General features: G+C 69.1%; 13 protein-coding genes and 1 pseudogene. 11 read left to right on the top strand and 3 right to left on the bottom strand.

Annotated features, from left to right (window positions below; all coding sequences use genetic code 11):
• Positions 1-3: 3 nt before the first annotated feature.
• A pseudogene (locus tag IM697_RS16280) lies at positions 4-502 on the bottom strand (chorismate-binding protein); the annotation flags it as partial.
• 201 nt (positions 503-703) lie between these two features.
• Positions 704-2,437, bottom strand: coding sequence for a BCCT family transporter (locus tag IM697_RS16285; protein ID WP_194048400.1), 1,734 nt, complete (start codon positions 2,435-2,437; stop codon positions 704-706).
• Between the two features lie 408 nt (positions 2,438-2,845).
• Here IM697_RS16285 and IM697_RS16290 point away from each other — a divergent pair, with 408 nt between their 5' ends.
• The 5 genes from IM697_RS16290 (at position 2,846) to IM697_RS16310 (ending at position 7,561) form a co-directional block, all read left to right on the top strand.
• A complete protein-coding gene (locus IM697_RS16290) occupies positions 2,846-3,931 on the top strand; it encodes an S-(hydroxymethyl)mycothiol dehydrogenase (protein WP_194048401.1) in 1,086 nt (361 codons plus the stop codon).
• Positions 3,931-4,560: an MBL fold metallo-hydrolase gene (locus tag IM697_RS16295; protein WP_194048402.1), complete on the top strand. Its 630-nt coding sequence runs from the start codon at positions 3,931-3,933 to the stop codon at positions 4,558-4,560. The genes IM697_RS16290 and IM697_RS16295 overlap by 1 nt, the downstream gene beginning before the upstream one ends.
• Positions 4,561-4,777: 217 nt before the next feature.
• Positions 4,778-5,140, top strand: a complete 363-nt coding sequence (locus tag IM697_RS16300) for a bifunctional 3-phenylpropionate/cinnamic acid dioxygenase ferredoxin subunit (protein ID WP_194048403.1) — start codon at positions 4,778-4,780, stop codon at positions 5,138-5,140.
• The gene (locus IM697_RS16305) at positions 5,137-6,300 is read left to right on the top strand and encodes an NAD(P)/FAD-dependent oxidoreductase (RefSeq protein ID WP_194048404.1); all 1,164 of its coding nucleotides are present in this window, start codon (positions 5,137-5,139) and stop codon (positions 6,298-6,300) included. The genes IM697_RS16300 and IM697_RS16305 overlap by 4 nt, the downstream gene beginning before the upstream one ends.
• Positions 6,301-6,430: 130 nt before the next feature.
• A complete protein-coding gene (locus IM697_RS16310; protein ID WP_194048405.1) occupies positions 6,431-7,561 on the top strand; it encodes an aromatic ring-hydroxylating oxygenase subunit alpha in 1,131 nt (376 codons plus the stop codon).
• Between the two features lie 12 nt (positions 7,562-7,573).
• Here IM697_RS16310 and IM697_RS16315 read toward each other — a convergent pair whose 3' ends face one another.
• The gene (locus tag IM697_RS16315; RefSeq protein ID WP_194049734.1) at positions 7,574-8,320 is read right to left on the bottom strand and encodes an IclR family transcriptional regulator; all 747 of its coding nucleotides are present in this window, start codon (positions 8,318-8,320) and stop codon (positions 7,574-7,576) included.
• A gap of 201 nt (positions 8,321-8,521) precedes the next feature.
• On the opposite strand from IM697_RS16315, the gene betA reads away from it, so the two are divergent.
• From betA to IM697_RS16345, 6 genes are all read left to right on the top strand, one after another.
• Positions 8,522-10,195, top strand: coding sequence for a choline dehydrogenase (gene betA, locus IM697_RS16320; protein ID WP_194048406.1), 1,674 nt, complete (start codon positions 8,522-8,524; stop codon positions 10,193-10,195).
• Positions 10,196-11,032, top strand: a complete 837-nt coding sequence (locus IM697_RS16325) for a methylenetetrahydrofolate reductase (protein ID WP_194048407.1) — start codon at positions 10,196-10,198, stop codon at positions 11,030-11,032.
• Between the two features lie 12 nt (positions 11,033-11,044).
• On the top strand, positions 11,045-11,884 hold the full coding sequence (locus IM697_RS16330; protein WP_194048408.1) for an alpha/beta fold hydrolase: 840 nt from the start codon (positions 11,045-11,047) through the stop codon (positions 11,882-11,884).
• A 435-nt stretch (positions 11,885-12,319) separates the two neighbouring features.
• Entirely contained in the window at positions 12,320-13,789 is a 1,470-nt protein-coding gene (locus IM697_RS16335; protein ID WP_194048409.1) for an aldehyde dehydrogenase family protein, read from the top strand.
• A 20-nt stretch (positions 13,790-13,809) separates the two neighbouring features.
• Complete coding sequence (locus tag IM697_RS16340; RefSeq protein ID WP_194048410.1) at positions 13,810-14,895, top strand: quaternary amine ABC transporter ATP-binding protein; 1,086 nt, start codon at positions 13,810-13,812, stop codon at positions 14,893-14,895.
• On the top strand, positions 14,895-16,898 hold the full coding sequence (locus IM697_RS16345) for an ABC transporter permease (protein ID WP_194048411.1): 2,004 nt from the start codon (positions 14,895-14,897) through the stop codon (positions 16,896-16,898). Before IM697_RS16340 ends, IM697_RS16345 begins: the two co-directional genes overlap by 1 nt.
• The last annotated feature ends 4 nt before the right edge of the window (positions 16,899-16,902 follow it).

Genomic DNA, 16,902 nt, shown 5'->3' on the forward strand with positions numbered 1-16,902 from the left:
ACCCCGACCTGTTCTGTCACCACCGTCGACGGCGAGCAGCCGGGACGCCTTCAGTTCGGTCTCGTCCCACTCGCGCTCGGGTCCGAGCCCCAGGCCCCACGTGATGCCCGCGCCGACTTCGGGGCGTCCGTGACGGCGCCGGGCGGGAACGTCCCCGTCAGCAGCTCCGGCCGGCCCGTGCCCGCGGCGAGCTCGCCGCGCACGGTGGAGACCAGGTGTACCAGGCCGGGTGCCGGTCGACGGCGCACAGCGCGGGGACGGTCACCGAGCCGGTGGCGCAGACACGGCCCAGATCGCTGCGGACCAGGTCCACGATCGTCACGTTCCCGGCCCGGTCCTTCTCCAACAGGTCCGCGGCCGTCCGCTCGGTGCCCTTGATCGGCCCGGACTTCACGATCAGGCCGGCGCGGCGCGGGAACAGCGCGGGTGAGGGGGTGGCCACTTCCACGCCATGGGCCGGCAGCGGGACCGTACCCGCGTACGGGGCCGGGTTGCGCCGGGCCGGAAAGTCGGGACGGCCTCGTGGCGTACGTCCCCGAAGCGGGCGAGGGCGGGCAGGCGGTGCGCCCGCGCACACCATGACGGGCCGTGCGCCGGGTGGAGCGGGAACCAAGCACGCGCTTCCCCCTTCGGAACGTAGGGCGCAAAAGGCGTGAGCCTCCTGGAACGGTGCTCCAGGAGGCTCACTGCGTCGGACATCCGCCTATGTGGTGCGCGCGTCCACCACGCTGTCCTTGCTGTCCTTGGACCCGTGCGACGAGGTCCCGTTCCCGTTCTCCAGGCCCTCCTCGAACGCCGAGACAGCCTGGTCGATGAGCCGTTCCTCCTGCTTCTTCCGCTGGGCGGCCAGGTAGGCGTGGTGTTCCCGGCGGAAGGACTTGGCCGTGGCCAGGCACATCCCGATCATCACGAAGGTGAAGGGCAGTGCCGTGATGATCGCCACCGTCTGCAGCGTGGACAGCGACGAGGTTCCCGTACCGCTGGCGATCAGCAGCGCGACGGCCACGGCGCCCTCGGCGGCGCACCAGAACACACGGCTCCAGGTCGGCGGGTCGGGGTGGCCGCCGGAGGCCAGCACGTCGACCACATAGCTGCCGGAGTCGGAGGAGGTGACGAAGAACAGCACGATCAGCAGGATCGTCATGCCGGCGACGAACGCGCCGCCCGGCAGGCCGTCGAGCAGTTGGAAGAGCGCGCTGTCCGTGCCGACCGCGCCGTCCTCGCCCACCAGTCCACCCTCACCGACCGTTTCGCGGTGGAGCGCCGAGCCGCCGAGGATCGCGAACCAGAGGAAGGTCAGCAGGGTCGGTACCAGCAGCACGCCCGTGACGAACTCACGGACGGTCCGGCCGCGGGAGATACGGGCGATGAAGACGCCGACGAACGGCGCCCAGGAGATCCACCAGCCCCAGTAGAAGACCGTCCAGCCGCTGACCCATGCGGTGCCGTCCGCGCCCTGGGAGGCGCCGGTGTCGAAGCTCAGCGCGAGGAGGTTCTGCAGATACGCGCCGATGTCCTCGACGAAGCCGTTGAGGATGAACAGCGTCGGGCCCGCGACGAGGACGAACACCATCAGCGCGGCGGCCAGACCCATATTGATGTTCGACAGCCACTTGATGCCCTTGCCCACGCCTGTGACCACGGAGACGGTGGCAAGCGCGGTGATGATGACGATGAGCACGACCCGAAGTGGCGTGCCGGGCTCGTCCACCCAGCCCTGGAAGCCCATGCCCGCGGAGATCTGCAGGACGCCGAAGCCGAGCGAGGTGGCCACACCGAAGACGGTGCCGACGATGGCGATGGTGTCGATGGCGTCGCCCCAGGCGCCCTTGATCTTGTCGCCGAAGAGCGGTTCCAGAGCCCAGCGGATCGAGATGGGACGGCTCTTGCGGTGTACGGCGTAGGCGACGGCGAGGCCGACCACGACGTAGATGGCCCAGGGGTGGATTCCCCAGTGCAGGAACGTCTGGACCATGGCCATCTCGCTCCGCTCGGCCACGGCGTCACCGACGCCCGGCCTCGGGGAGGTGAAGTGGTTCAGTGGCTCGGCGACACCCCAGAAGACGAGCCCGATGCCCATACCGGCGGCGAACAGCATCGCCAGCCAGGAGGCCATGCTGAACTCGGGCCGTTCGTTGTCCTTGCCGAGCTTGATGTCTCCGAAGCGGCCGATTCCGACCCAGAGGGTGAAGATCACAAAGAGTGAGACAAGGGCTGTGTAATACCAACCGACGCCGCTGATGATCTCCGTCTGCACCTTGCTGATGACGTCCTGGGCAGACTTCTTGAATACTGTTGCATAGAGCACGAAGGCGACGATGATGATCGCGGATGGCCAGAAGACACGCGGTGCGATCGATGCTGCGGGGGAGCGGATCCCCGATTTCTCTTGATCCGAGGTGTCGCCAGGCGATTTCGCCGTCTGGGGAGCAGCCATGCTCTCATTCCTTCTGTCGTCGGGCTCTGGCATGGTCGGTGGGACTGCCGTGCACTGCGGGACAGGAGTGGCAGTCTGTTGCGCATTGAGAAATTGTTCGCTGTTGGCGCAACAGCGAACACGCCTCGTGTCTTGCCGTCAAGCCCCTTCGGCCAGTCGCCGGGCTCTCGACCAGCATCGGAATCGAGCTGTGACCCGTGAGGCGGCCGGTGCCGCGCAACCGGCCGCTGTGCGGCGTTGCTCTCGAGTAGAGAAGGGGCCTTCTGCCCGTGATCACCTCGCGCATCGAGCGGGTGTCGCATGCCTTGACCGCTGGTCGGCGCTCCAGGATGCTGTGTTGCGGAACATGAGATGTGTGCCGTAATGAGCAACATCTGATTCAGAGTTCGTATCAGTCGAGGAGTGGCCATGACGCACCAGGTCCGTGCCGTCGTCGCGCGGGGCAAGGGCGCCCCCGTCAGCCTGGAAACGATCATCGTGCCCGACCCGGGCCCGGGTGAGGCGCTGGTGAAGATCGAGGCCTGCGGGGTCTGCCACACCGATCTGCACTATCGCGAGGGCGGCATCAACGACGACTTCCCGTTCCTGCTGGGCCATGAGGCCGCGGGCATCGTGGAATCGGTGGGGGAGGGGGTCACCGACGTCGCGCCCGGCGACTTCGTGATCCTCAATTGGCGTGCGGTGTGCGGCCAGTGCCGTGCCTGCCGGCGCGGAGAGTCCTGGTACTGCTTCAACACCCACAACGCCAAGCAGAAGATGACCTTGCTGGACGGCACCGAGTTGTCGCCGGCCCTGGGCATCGGCGCCTTCGCGGAGAAGACGCTGGTCGCGGCCGGGCAGTGCACGAAGGTCGACCCGAGCGCGTCGGCCGCCGCCGCCGGTCTGCTGGGGTGCGGTGTGATGGCTGGTATCGGCGCCGCCATCAACACCGGCAACGTCGGACGGGGTGACTCGGTCGCCGTCATCGGCTGTGGCGGGGTCGGGGCCGCGGCGATCGCCGGGGCCGACCTGGCGGGCGCGGCCAAGGTCATCGCGGTCGACATCGACGACCGCAAGCTGGAGACGGCCCGGAAGCTCGGCGCCACCCACACCGTCAACTCCAAGAACGCCGACGCCGTCGAGGCGATCCGCGAGCTGACCGGCGGCTTCGGAGCCGATGTGGTCATCGAGGCGGTCGGCCGCCCGGAGACGTACCGGCAGGCGTTCTACGCCCGCGACCTGGCCGGCACGGTCGTCCTGGTCGGCGTCCCCACCCCGGAGATGAAGCTGGAACTGCCACTGCTGGACGTCTTCGGCCGCGGTGGCTCCCTGAAGTCCTCCTGGTACGGCGACTGCCTGCCGTCGCGCGACTTCCCGATGCTCATCGACCTCTATCTCCAGGGCCGGCTCGACCTGGACGCCTTCGTCACCGAGACCATCGCGCTGGACGAGGTCGAGAAGGCCTTCGAGCGGATGCACCACGGCGACGTCCTGCGCTCGGTGGTGGTCCTCTGATGGCCGCCCGCATCGAACACCTCGTCACCTCGGGCACGTTCTCGCTGGACGGCGGCACCTGGGACGTCGACAACAACGTGTGGATCGTCGGCGACGACACCGAGGCGATCGTCATCGACGCCGCCCACGACGCCGAGGCGATCGCCCGGGCCGTCGGCGGGCGCACCCTCAGGGCCATCGTGTGCACGCACGCGCACAACGACCACATCGACGCCGCGCCGGAGCTCGCGGCGCGCACGGGTGCCCCGATCCTCCTCCACCCGGACGACCTGCCGCTGTGGAAGCAGACCCACCCGGACAAGGCGCCGGACGCCGAGCTGACCGACGGCCAGGGCATCACGGTGGCCGGCGTCGAGCTGACGGTGCTGCACACGCCCGGCCACGCCCCCGGCGCGGTCTGTCTGTACGCGCCGGCCCTGACGGCCCTCTTCAGTGGCGACACGCTGTTCGCCGGCGGGCCGGGGGCGACGGGAAGGTCGTACAGCCACTTCCCGACCATCGTCGAGTCGATCAGGGACCGGCTGCTGACGCTGCCGGGAGACACCGTCGTGCACACCGGACACGGGGGGACGACCACCGTCGGCACCGAGGCCCCGCACCTCCAGGAGTGGATCGACCGCGGTTTCTGACGCCCGCGGACGACCCTCACCCGCCCGCCCTCGGCTCGCGATCATCGCGAGCCGATGTGGCGGGCTGTTGTTGTTCTATATGAAGAAAGTTTTGCATGGTGCAACCCCAAGGAATGGCTCACAGCACCCTCTGAACGCCTTGACACGGGGTTCGGAGCGACCTCAAACTGGCGTTGCGCTAACCGCAATCCGTTTCGTTATACGCACCGAGGTGGTCATGATGATTCCCGCGTGTCCCCTGGCGGATCTGCCGCGAGGAGAGGCCTTCCGTCTCGAGACCGACCCGGCGGTCACGGTGTTCCACACCGAGGACGGCGAGCTCTTCGCCATCGACGACACGTGCACCCACCAGGACGCTTCACTCGCCGACGGCTGGGTGGAGGACTGCTGGGTGGAATGCCCGCTGCACGCCTCGAAGTTCAACCTCAAGACCGGTGAGGTCGACGCCCCGCCGGCCAAGCTTCCCGTCCGGACCCACGAGGTCGTCGTGGAGGACGGCATGGTCTACGTCAAGCTGTCCACGGCCGCCCCCAACCTGCCGCACTGCGCCGTGCGCAAGCTCGCCGGGACCACCGCGTGAGGACGGTGGCCGTGGTGGGCGCCTCGCTGGCCGGGCTGTCGGCCGCGCGTTCCCTGCGCAAGCAGGGCTACGACGGACGGCTGGTCGTCATCGGGGACGAACTCCACCGCCCGTACGACCGGCCCCCGCTGTCCAAGGAGTTCCTGGCCGGCACCGTCGGCGAAGCCGACCTCGCGTTGGAGATGGACGACGAGGACCTCCAGGCGGAGTGGCTGCTCGGCGTCCGCGCCACCGGACTCGACCGCACCGACCGCGCCGTCCGGCTCGCCGACGGCCGGGAGGTCCGCGCCGACGGCGTCGTCATCGCGACCGGCGCCGCCGCGCGCACCCTGCCCGGCTCCGAGGGCCTGGCGGGAGTGCATGTCGTGCGCACCCTGGACGACGCCCGCGCGCTACGGGACGAACTGGCCCGCGGCGGACGGCTGGTGGTGATCGGCGGCGGATTCATCGGCGCCGAAGTCGCCTCCACCGCCTACGCCCTCGGGCTCGGTGTGACGGTGGTCGAGGCGGCCGCGACGCCACTCGCCGGACCGCTCGGCGAGACCATGGGCGGCGTGGTCTCCGCCCTCCACGCGGACCACGGCGTACGGCTGCTGTGCGGCGTGGGCGTCAAGGGACTGAGCGGGGAGACCCGGGTGGACGCCGTCCTGCTGGAGGACGGCCGCAGCATCCCCGCCGACATCGTGGTGGTCGGCGTAGGCGCACGCCCTTGCGTCGAGTGGCTGGAGGGATCCGGCGTCGAACTCGACAACGGCGTCAAGTGCGGTGCGGACGGCCGCACCAGCCTGGCCGGCGTGGTCGCGGTCGGTGACTGCGCCAACTGGTACGACCCTCGTACGGGTGCCCATCGCCGCGTCGAGCACTGGACCGGTGCGCGCGAGCGGCCCGACGCCGCGATCGCCACGCTGCTGGCGGGCGGTGCCGTCGAACCGGGCGTGCCCCGGCCGCCGTACTTCTGGTCGGACCAGTACGGCGTGAAGATCCAGTTCGTCGGCCATGCGGCCGGCGCCGACAGTGTGACGATCGAGGAAGGCTCCGCGGACGACCGCGATGTCCTCGCCGTCTACCGGCGTGCCGGTGAGCCCGTTGCCGCGCTCGGGATGAACCAGCCGCGGCTGTTCACCCGCTGGCGCAAGCAGCTCGCCCGCCCCACATCTTGACACCGCCTTTGAGGCGCCCCATGCTGCGGTTTCATATGGCGCGCAGCGTTGCTCCATACACAACGCTGTCCGGAGTCGTTCTTCCCGGCGCGTGAATGACATCACCACGACGTTCTCCGAGGAGTGCAACGTGACCTCGACCAGCCTGCCGGACAGCCTGATCGCCACTCTCCCCGGCTCCTTCTACACCGATCCCGGGATCTTCGCCCAGGAGCAGGAGCACATATTCGAGTCCATGTGGTTCTGCGTCGCGCGCTCGTCGGACCTGGACAAGCCCGGCGCCTTCCGGACCGTCGATGTCGGCCGCGAGAGCATCCTCGTCACGCGGGCCCGCGACAAATCGATCCGCGCCTACTTCAACATCTGCCGGCACCGCGGCGCCAGGCTCTGCATGGAGGAGACCGGCGAGGTCAAGCGGGGCTTCCAGTGCCCGTACCACGCCTGGACCTACGGCCTGGACGGCAAGCTCGTCGCGGCGCCCAACCTCACCAAGATGCCCGACATCGGCCGCACCGAGTACGGCCTGGTGAGCGTGGCCACCCGTGAATGGCTCGGCTATGTCTGGGTGTGCCTCGCGGAGAACCCTCCTCCCTTCGAGGAGGCGGTCATCGGCGACGTCGTCGCGCGGCTGGGCGACGCCGAGTCGATCGAGCGCTACGACATCGAGAACCTCTCGGTCGGCAGGCGGATCGTCTACGACGTGAAGGCGAACTGGAAGCTCATCATCGAGAACTTCATGGAGTGCTACCACTGCGCCACCATCCACCCCGAGCTCACCGAGGTGCTGCCGGAGTTCGCGGACGGCTTCGCCGCCCAGTACTACGTCGGCCACGGCGCCGAGTTCGGCGAGGAGGTGCGGGGCTTCACCGTCGACGGCTCCGAGGGCCTGGACCGCATTCCGGGTGTCGCCGAGGACCAGGACCGCCGCTACTACGCCATCACCGTGCGGCCGCAGGTCTTCATCAACCTCGTGCCCGACCACGTCATCTTCCACCGCATGTTCCCGATGGCCGAGGACCGCACGATCGTGGAGTGCGACTGGCTGTACCTGCCGCATGTCGTGGAGAGCGGCAAGGACGTCAGCCGGTCCGTGGAGCTCTTCCACCGGGTCAACCAGCAGGACTTCGACGCCTGCGAGCGCACCCAGCCGGCGATGAACTCCCGGATGTACGCCAAGGGCGGTGTCCTGGTGCCCAGCGAGCACCACATCGGCGCCTTCCACGACTGGGTGCACGAGCGCCTGGGCACCCACCAGCAGTAGGCGAGGGGGCGGTCAGCCCAGGTACCCCATCCGGTGGCTGATCTCCTCCGCGCCCTTGACCAGCACCGGAGCGAGTTCGTGCAGGCGCTCCTCGGTGAGCCGGTACGAGGGCCCCGAGGCGCTCACCGCCGCGACGATCTGGCCGTCTCGATTGCGAATGGGAGCCGCGATGGCGTGAAGACCGAGTTCCAGTTCCTCCATGGCCCAGGCGTAGCCACTCTCTCGGATCTCCGCGAGGTTCTTCTCGAGCTTCGTCTTCGCGGTGATGGTGTGCGAGGTCACCTTCTTCAACCCGGACTGGGTCAACAGAGCGGCACGGTCCTTGGCGGGCAGATGGGCCAGCAGGACCTTGCCGCTCGAGGTGGCGTGCAACGGGGTCAGTTGGCCGACCCAGTTCTGGGCGGTGATGGCCCCCGGGCCGCGCACCTGGTAGAGGTTGACCGCGTAGTGCTCCTGCAGTACGGCGATGTTGACGGTCTCGCCGATCTCCACGGCGAGGTCCTCGCAGACCGGGCGGCCCTGCTGGGTGATGTCGATGCGCCCCGTGACCGCGCCGGCCAGGCGTACGATGCCGAAGCCCAGGCGGTACTTGCCGCGTTCGCCGGCCTGCTCTACCAGTCCGCGCGCCTCCAGGGCGCCGAGCAGGCGGAACGCGGTGGACTTGTGAACATCAATCTCGCCCGCCACCTCGCTGACGCCTGCCTCACCGCGGTGGGCCAAGATCTCCAGAACGCTGATGGCTCGGTCCACCGACTGCACGCCGCCGGGGTGTGAATTTGAGGTTTCGGATTCAAGGTTGTAGTTGCTCACAACGCAACTATACCCACAGTAAACAACGCTACTGCAAGTAACGATAACGAAATGAAGTCCTTGAAAGTTGCGCTTTTCGCAACCTGGTGCGTATGGCGCTACCGCGGCTAACATGCCCGCACATCTAAGGCGCGAGTGAGACGAGGCAGCATGGCTCCCCTCCACTACGACTTCGTCATCGTCGGCGGCGGATCGGCCGGCAGCGCACTGGCGAACAGGCTCTCCGCCGACCCGGCCAACCGGGTGCTGGTGCTGGAGGCGGGCCGTTCGGACTATCCGTGGGACGTCTTCATCCACATGCCCGCGGCGCTGACCTACCCCATCGGCAGCCGGTTCTACGACTGGAAGTACGAGTCCGAGCCCGAGCCCCACATGGGCGGACGGCGCGTCTACCACGCGCGCGGCAAGGTGCTGGGCGGCTCCAGCAGCATCAACGGCATGATCTTCCAGCGCGGCAACCCCATGGACTACGAGCGCTGGGCCGCCGACGCCGGCATGGAGAGTTGGGACTACGCCCACTGCCTGCCGTACTTCCGGCGCATGGAGAACTGTCTGGCGGCCGACCCGGACGACGAGTTCCGCGGTCATGACGGCCCTCTCGTCCTGGAGCGCGGTCCGGCGACCAACCCCCTCTTCGGTGCCTTCCTCAAGGCCACCCAGGAGGCGGGCTATGCGCCCACCGACGATGTCAACGGCTACCGGCAGGAAGGTTTCGCCAAGTTCGACCGGAATGTCCATCGCGGACGTCGGCTGTCGGCCTCGAAGGCGTACCTCAAGCCCGCGATGAAGCGGCCGAACCTCACCGTCACCACCCGCGCCCTGGTAACCCGCGTCCTCTTCGAGGGCAAGCGCGCCGTCGGTGTGGAGTTCCAGCGCGGCCGGGGCGCGCTCCAGCAGGTCCGCGCCAAGGAGGTCATCCTCTGCGGCGGCGCCATCAACTCCCCGCAGCTGCTCCAGCTCTCCGGCGTCGGCAACGCCGGGGAACTGCGCGCCCTGGGCATCGACGTCGTCCACGACCTGCCGGGCGTCGGCGAGAACATGCAGGACCATCTGGAGGTGTACGTCCAGTACGCCTGCAAGCAGCCCGTCTCCATGCAGCCGTACATGGCGAAGTGGCGCGCCCCCTTCATCGGCCTGCAGTGGCTCTTCCGCAAGGGCCCGGCGGCGACCAACCACTTCGAGGCCGGCGGGTTCGCCCGCAGCAACGAGGACGTGGACTACCCCAACCTGATGTTCCACTTCCTGCCCGTCGCGGTCCGCTACGACGGTTCCTCACCCGCCGGCGGACACGGCTACCAGGTGCACGTCGGGCCCATGTACTCCGACGCCATCGGCTCGGTGAAGATCAAGAGCAGGGACCCGCGCGAGCACCCGGCGCTGCGCTTCAACTACCTGTCCACCGAGCAGGACCGTCGCGAGTGGGTCGAGGCGATCCGGGTGGCCCGCAAGCTCCTCGAACAGCCCGCGCTCGCCCCCTACAACGGCGGGGAGGTCTCGCCCGGGCCGAAGGTGGAGTCGGACGAGGAGATCCTGGCCTGGGTCGCGAAGGAGGGCGAGACCGCCCTGCACCCGTCCTGCACCTGCAAGATGGGCACCGACGAGATGGCCGTCGTCGACCCCGCCAGCATGCGGGTGCACGGACTGGACGGCCTGCGCGTGGTGGACGCGTCGGTGATGCCCTACGTCACCAACGGCAACATCTACGCCCCGGTGATGATGATCGCCGAGAAGGCCGCCGACCTGATCCTCGGCAAGGAGCCGCTCGCGCCGTCGAAGGCCGTGTACTACCGCCACCGTGACGTCCACAAGCAGGCGGAGCGGTAATTGGCCGGCACAGGACTCAGGGCACTGCTGGAGAACGTCCGCTACGAGGTGCTGCCCGCGAAGGCGACCGAGGACAAGGTCCTGGCCCATGTGCCGCGCGACGTCGTCGTCACCGTGACGGCGTCGCCGGTCAAGGGCCTGGAGCCGACCCTCGACCTCACCGCCCGGCTGGCGGCGCACGGCTACCGGGTCGTCCCGCATGTGCCGGCCCGGCTGCTGCGGGACGACCTGCATCTGAAGGAGGTCTCGGACCGGCTCCTCGAGGCGGGCGTGAACGACGTCTTCGTCCCGGCCGGCGACGCCGACCCGCCGGCCGGGGTCTACGACGGGGCGCTGCCGGTGCTGCGCAGGCTCACCGAGCTGGGCGGCCCCTTCGCCCGCGTCGGCGTCACCGGCTATCCCGAGAGCCACCCCCTCATCCACGACGACATCACCATCCAGGCGATGTGGGACAAGCGCGAGCACGCCACGTACATCGTGAGCAACCTGTGCTTCGACCCGCGGGTGCTGGGGGAGTGGATCGCCCGTGTACGGCGCCGGGACGTCACGCTGCCCGTGTACGTGGGTGTCGCCGGGCCCGTGCAGCGGGCGAAGCTGCTGGCGATGGCGACGAAGATCGGGGTGGGGGAGTCGACGCGGTTCCTGACCAAGCACGCCTCGTGGTTCGTGCGTTTCGCGGCCCCCGGTGGGTATGCCCCCGAGCGGCTGCTGACCCGCACCCAGGAGGCGCTCACCGCACCCTCGGCGGGCGTGGCCGGTCTGCATCTGTTCACGTTCAACCAGATCGCCGAGACGGAGCGGTGGCGCCGCGCGCTACTGGACCGGATGGGCGGCTGAACCGGGAGAAGGATGACAACCGACACCGACTGGAAGCTGACCCGAACCTTCACCAGCACATCGGGGGACGTCCGCTGGGACCGGCTGGGGGAGCCCGGCAGGCCGCCGGTCGTCCTTCTGCACGGCACACCCTTCTCGTCGTACGTCTGGCGTGCCGTGGCCCGCTCGCTCATGCGTGACCACGAGGTGTTCGTCTGGGACATGCCCGGCTACGGGACCTCGGAGAAGGCGGAGGGACAGGATGTGTCCCTGGCCGCCCAGGGCCGCGTCTTCACCGAGCTCCTGGACCACTGGGGCCTCGCGGAACCGCTCGTGGTCGCCCACGACTTCGGCGGCGCCGTCGCCCTGCGGGGGCACCTGCTGCACGGCGCCCCGTACCGGGCCCTCGCTCTGGTGGATCCGGTCGCGCTGGCACCGTGGGGTTCGCCGTTCTTCCGGCTCGTCGGCGAGCACGCCGACGTCTTCGAGCGGTTGCCGACCGCGCTCCACGCCGCCCTGGTGCGTGAGTACGTCACCTCCGCCAGCGGCCCCGGCCTGCGTCCCGCGGTCCTCGAACGGCTCGTCGAGCCCTGGCTGGACGGCTCCGGCCAAGCTGCCTTCTACCGGCAGATCGCCCAGGCCGACCAGCGCTACACCGACGAGATCCAGGGCCGTTACGGCGACATCGGCATCCCCACGCTCGTCTGCTGGGGCGAGGACGACACCTGGATTCCGGTGGCCAAGGGGCGCGAGCTCGCCGGTCTCGTCCCCGGCGCGCGCTTCGAACCCATCGCCGGCGCGGGCCACCTCGTCCAGGAGGACGCCCCCGCGGAACTCACGGCCGCGCTCATCGCCTTCCTTCAGCAGTTGTGACCGGGAAGACCACCGGGCGGTTGCCGTCCACCATCACGCGGCTCTCGCTGTCCTGATCGATGATCCGCCCCTCGTCCAGGTCGGGCGTGACGTGGTGCGCCGTCGCGCCGGACGATCGCCGGGGATCTCGATGTTGAGCGCCGGTGGGCCGGCCCGGCGCTGTCGGGACACGAAAGGGTGACGATGTACTCACGGCCGGATTGCGATCTTGGGGACATGGATGGCCTCCGTTGGTGCGTATTGCACAACCCCGTGAGCGATGCGCAACATCGTACGCGTGCTATAGGGTCCTGGGTCAAGGGACAAGGGCTTAATGACCCCTTGTGGAAATCGTCGTCCTCTGGCCCTTGACGTATGTCTGCACATTGGTCATGGTGTTCCACCACCAGCAAGCGAATGCACGATGCGCAACAGATCGGCTGAAGGGCTTGGCGCGTGGCAGACCTGTATGTGGACGGCGTATGGCGGGACCCGGTGGCCCGAGGTCGCCGGGAGATCCGTTGTCCCGCTGACGGCACGCTCTCCGCGACCGTTTCGGAAGGGACGCGTCCCGACGCGGAGGCCGCGATCGCGGCGGCCCGGCGTGCCTTCGACGAGGGCTCGTGGCCGCGCACGCCCGAGCGTGAGCGCGGCGCGCTGCTGCTGCGCACCGCCGACATCATGGAGCGCGACGCCAAGGTGTTCGCCCGCGCCGAGTCCCTGGACACCGGCAAGCGGCTGGTGGAGAGCGAGTACGACATCGCCGACGTCGTCTCCTGTTTCCGCTATTACGGCGGGCTCGGCGGTACCGACGCCGGCCGGGTGATCGACACCGGACGCGACGACGCCGTAAGCCGCGTCGGGTACGAGCCGGTTGGTGTGTGCGGGTTGATCACCCCCTGGAACTATCCACTTCTGCAAGCGAGTTGGAAGGTCGCCCCGGCGCTGCTCGCCGGCAACACGATCGTCCTCAAGCCCAGCGAGCTCACTCCCTCCACCTCGGTCCTGCTGATGAAGGCGCTGGAGGAGGCGGGGGTCCCGGCCGGCGCCGCCAACCTCGTCCTGGGCACCGGGCCCGAGGTGGGCGCACCGCTGTCCGAGGACCCGGCCGTCGACATGGTCTCCTTCACCGGGGGCCTGGAGACCGGCAAGCGGATCATGGCCACCGCCGCCGCGACCGTGAAGAAGGTCGCGCTGGAGCTCGGCGGCAAGAACCCCAACGTCGTGTTCGCCGACGCGGACTTCGAGACGGCCGTCGACTTCGCCCTGACGGCCGTCTTCCTGCATTCGGGACAGGTCTGCTCGGCCGGCGCCCGGCTGATCGTCGAGGACCGTCTGCACGACCGTTTCGTCGACGAGGTCGTCCGCCGGGCCCGGCGGATCCGCCTCGGCGGCCCCTTCGACCCCGACGCCGAGACCGGAGCGCTGATCTCCGCACAGCACCTGGCGAAGGTCGAGGCGTATGTCGCGGCCGGCCTCGCCGAAGGCGCCGTACTGCGCTGCGGCGGCGCACGCCCCGACGACCCGGCGCTGGGAGAGGGCCACTACTACCTGCCCACCGTGCTCGACGAGTGCCGGCAGGACATGCGCGTGGTGCACGAGGAGTCCTTCGGGCCCGTGCTCACCGTGGAGCGCTTCACCGACGAGGACGACGCCGTACGCATCGCCAACGACACCGAGTACGGACTCGCCTCAGCCGTGTGGACGCAGGACGGCGGCAAGGCCCAGCGGGTCGCCCGGCGGCTGCGCCACGGCACGGTGTGGATCAACGACTACCACCCCTATGTGCCGCAAGCGGAATGGGGTGGCTTCGGGCACTCGGGCGTGGGCCGGGAGCTGGGACCGACCGGCCTGAACGAGTACCGAGAGCCCAAGCACATCTGGCAGAACATCCAACCCCGGCCGCAGCACTGGTTCCGCGGCTGAACGCCGAAAGAAGGTCGAACGTGACCACACAGACCGAGGTGTCGCAGCGGCGCGGCACGCCCCAGGACTCGGGCTCCACCCCGGTCATATCCGTACGCAGGCTGTGGAAGGTGTTCGGGCCGAAGGCCGAGCAGGTGCCGGAATCCGAGGAGCTGTGCGGCCTCACCCGCCGTGAGCTCATGGACCGCACCGGGTGCACCGCCGCCGTACGCGACGTCGACTTCGATGTCTCACCCGGCGAGGTCTTCGTCGTCATGGGCCTGTCCGGCTCCGGCAAGTCCACGCTGGTGCGCTGTCTGACCCGGCTGATCGAACCCACCGCCGGCGAGATCGTCTTCGAGGGCGAGGACATCCGCCAGGCCGACGACAAGCGGCTGCGCGATCTGCGGCGCCGTAAGTTCTCCATGGTCTTCCAGCACTTCGGTCTGCTGCCCCACCGCCGCGTCGTCGACAACGTGGCGTTCGGGCTGGAGATCCGCGGCATGGGAAGGTCCGAGCGCGTCAAGCGGGCCCAGGAGGTCGTCGAACTGGTCGGCCTCGCGGGCTACGAGAACTCCTACCCCGACCAGCTCTCCGGCGGTATGCAGCAGCGCGTCGGCCTCGCCCGTGCGCTGGCCGGCGACCCGGACGTGCTCTTCTTCGACGAGCCGTTCTCGGCACTCGACCCGCTGATCCGCCGTGACATGCAGAACGAGGTCATCCGGCTGCACCACGAGGTCGGCAAGACCATGGTGTTCATCACCCACGACCTCTCCGAGGCCCTCAAGCTGGGCGACCGCATCCTGATCATGCGCGACGGCAAGATGGTCCAGTGCGGCACCGGCGACGAACTGGTGGGCGCCCCGGCCGACGACTACGTGCGTGAGTTCGTGAAGGACGTGCCGCGCGGCGACGTGCTCACCCTGCGCTGGATCATGCGCGCACCGGAGGACGGCGACGAACTGGACGGCCCCGAGCTGGGACCGGACGTCGTGGTGAAGGAGGCCACCCGGGCGGTGCTCGCGGCCGACAAGCCGGTCAAGGTCGTCGAGGGCGGCAAGCTGCTCGGCATCGTCGGCGACGAGGAGATCCTCGCGGTGGTCGCCGGGCAGGAAGGCGACGCCTGATGACCGTCGCGATGGAGAAACCGGAGAAGACCGGGACCGTCGAGGAGAAGGCCGCTCCCGTCGAGCCCGTCCGCAGGATCAGCCGGTCCATGGTGATCGGCGCGATCCTCGTCGTCTGGCTGGTCCTCTTCGCCGTCCTGCGCGGCAAGCAGACCCTCGCCCTGGCCGCCGCCGACCTGACCGATCTGCACCGCTGGTTCAACGACGTCAACGACTCGATCGGCGCGAACCGCAACTCCAACCCGCTCTTCCTCTACTTCTTCAACGAGATCCGCCTGGTCATCGACAACCTGGTGACCTTCGTCCAGGAGCTGATCTCACAGCCGTCCGCCGACCGGCCCGTCCCGCAGATCGGCTGGCTCGGTGTCGTCGGCATCGCCGGCTATGTCTCCTGGGCCGTGGGCAACTGGCGGGTGGCGCTCCTCGCGGTGGCCGGCTTCACCTTCCTGGGGCTGCAGGGCCTGTGGCAGGAGAGCATGGACACGCTGGCGCTCACCGTGTCCGCCGTCTTCGTGGCGCTGCTGTTCGCGATCCCGCTGGGCGTGTGGGCGGGGCTGTCCGACCGGTTCAACCGGATCGTGACGCCGTTCCTGGACTTCATGCAGACGATGCCGACCTTCGTCTACCTGGCCCCGCTGACCCTGTTCTTCCTCATCGGCCCGGCCTCCGCCACCATCGCCACGATGATCTACGCGGCGCCCCCCGCGATCCGCATCACCGCGCACGCCATCCGCTCCGTACCGAAGACCACGGTCGAGGCGGCCGACTCGCTGGGGGCCACTCGGCGGCAGAGCCTGACGAAGGTGCTGCTGCCGATGTCCAAGCGGACCGTGGTGATGGGCGTCAACCAGACCATCATGGCCGCCCTCGCCATGGTGACCATCGCCGCCCTGATCGACGCGCCCGGACTCGGCAAGACCGTCGTCCAGGCACTCCAGTCGCTCGACGTCGGCACCGCCTTCAACGCGGGCCTGGCCATCGTCGTCATGGCCATCGTGCTGGACCGCGTCACCACCGCGGCGAGCGGACGCGAGGAGGCGGCCCGGCGTTCGAAGAACCGTTTCCTGACCTGGCGACGCCCGCTCCTCGGCGCGGGCGCGGCGGTCACCGCGGTCCTGATCTACCTCTCGCACACCTATATATGGGCGGCGGAGTTCCCCGGCGAGGGCGGCGCCGGCAGTTCCATCGCCCGGGCCGCCGACACCGCGACCACCTGGGCGCAGGACAACCTGTCCGGTCTCACCAACGCCTTCCGCGACGCCCTCACCAACGGTCTGCTCAACCCCTTCCAGACGCTGCTCACCGACTCCCCGTGGTGGCTCGTCGGCGCGGCCCTGATCGCGCTCGGCGTCGTCCTCGGCGGCTGGCGCGCGGGCGTCACCACGGTGGTGTGCGTGGGCCTGCTGGTCGGCACCGGGGTGTGGTCGGACGCCATGACGACGCTGGCGTCGACCGCCGTCGCCACGGTGCTGGTGATGCTGCTCGGCATCGTCTTCGGCGTGTGGATGGGACGCAGCGTGCTGGCGGACCGGCTGCTGCGGCCCACCCTGGACGCGGCCCAGGTCATGCCGCCGTTCGTCTATCTCGTACCGTTCCTCGCGCTGTTCGGCGCGACCCGCTTCACGGCGATCGTCGCCGCCGTCGTCTACGCGGCCCCCGTCGCCATGAAGATCATCGCGGACGGGGTACGGAACGTGCCCGCCACCACCGTCGAGGCGGCCACCTCCGCCGGGTGCAACACCTGGCAGATCATCACCAAGGTCCAACTGCCGATGGCACGCGGCGCCCTGACCCTCGCCACCAACCAGGGCCTGATCTACGTGCTGTCGATGGTTGTGGTGGGCGGCCTGGTGGGAGCGGGCGCCCTCGGCTACGACGTCGTGGCCGGCTTCTCACAGGGTCAGCTGTACGGGAAGGGGCTCGCCGCGGGGCTGGCCATCGTCCTTCTCGGAGTCATGTTCGACCGGATCACTCAGGCTGCGGCTCGCCGCACCAGCGCATAAGGAG

The sequence above is a fragment of the Streptomyces ferrugineus genome (assembly GCF_015160855.1).
In the GTDB taxonomy this organism is placed as follows: Bacteria; Actinomycetota; Actinomycetes; order Streptomycetales; family Streptomycetaceae; genus Streptomyces; species Streptomyces ferrugineus.

What these genes read in the sequence shown, in the direction of transcription:
- IM697_RS16285 (WP_194048400.1), bottom strand. Translation starts at nt 2,437, where the DNA reads ATGGCTGCTCCCCAGACGGCGAAATCGCCTGGCGACACCTCGGATCAA.
- IM697_RS16290 (WP_194048401.1), top strand. Translation starts at nt 2,846, where the DNA reads ATGACGCACCAGGTCCGTGCCGTCGTCGCGCGGGGCAAGGGCGCCCCC.
- IM697_RS16295 (WP_194048402.1), top strand. Translation starts at nt 3,931, where the DNA reads ATGGCCGCCCGCATCGAACACCTCGTCACCTCGGGCACGTTCTCGCTG.
- IM697_RS16300 (WP_194048403.1), top strand. Translation starts at nt 4,778, where the DNA reads ATGATGATTCCCGCGTGTCCCCTGGCGGATCTGCCGCGAGGAGAGGCC.
- betA (WP_194048406.1), top strand. Translation starts at nt 8,522, where the DNA reads ATGGCTCCCCTCCACTACGACTTCGTCATCGTCGGCGGCGGATCGGCC.
- IM697_RS16330 (WP_194048408.1), top strand. Translation starts at nt 11,045, where the DNA reads ATGACAACCGACACCGACTGGAAGCTGACCCGAACCTTCACCAGCACA.
- IM697_RS16345 (WP_194048411.1), top strand. Translation starts at nt 14,895, where the DNA reads ATGACCGTCGCGATGGAGAAACCGGAGAAGACCGGGACCGTCGAGGAG.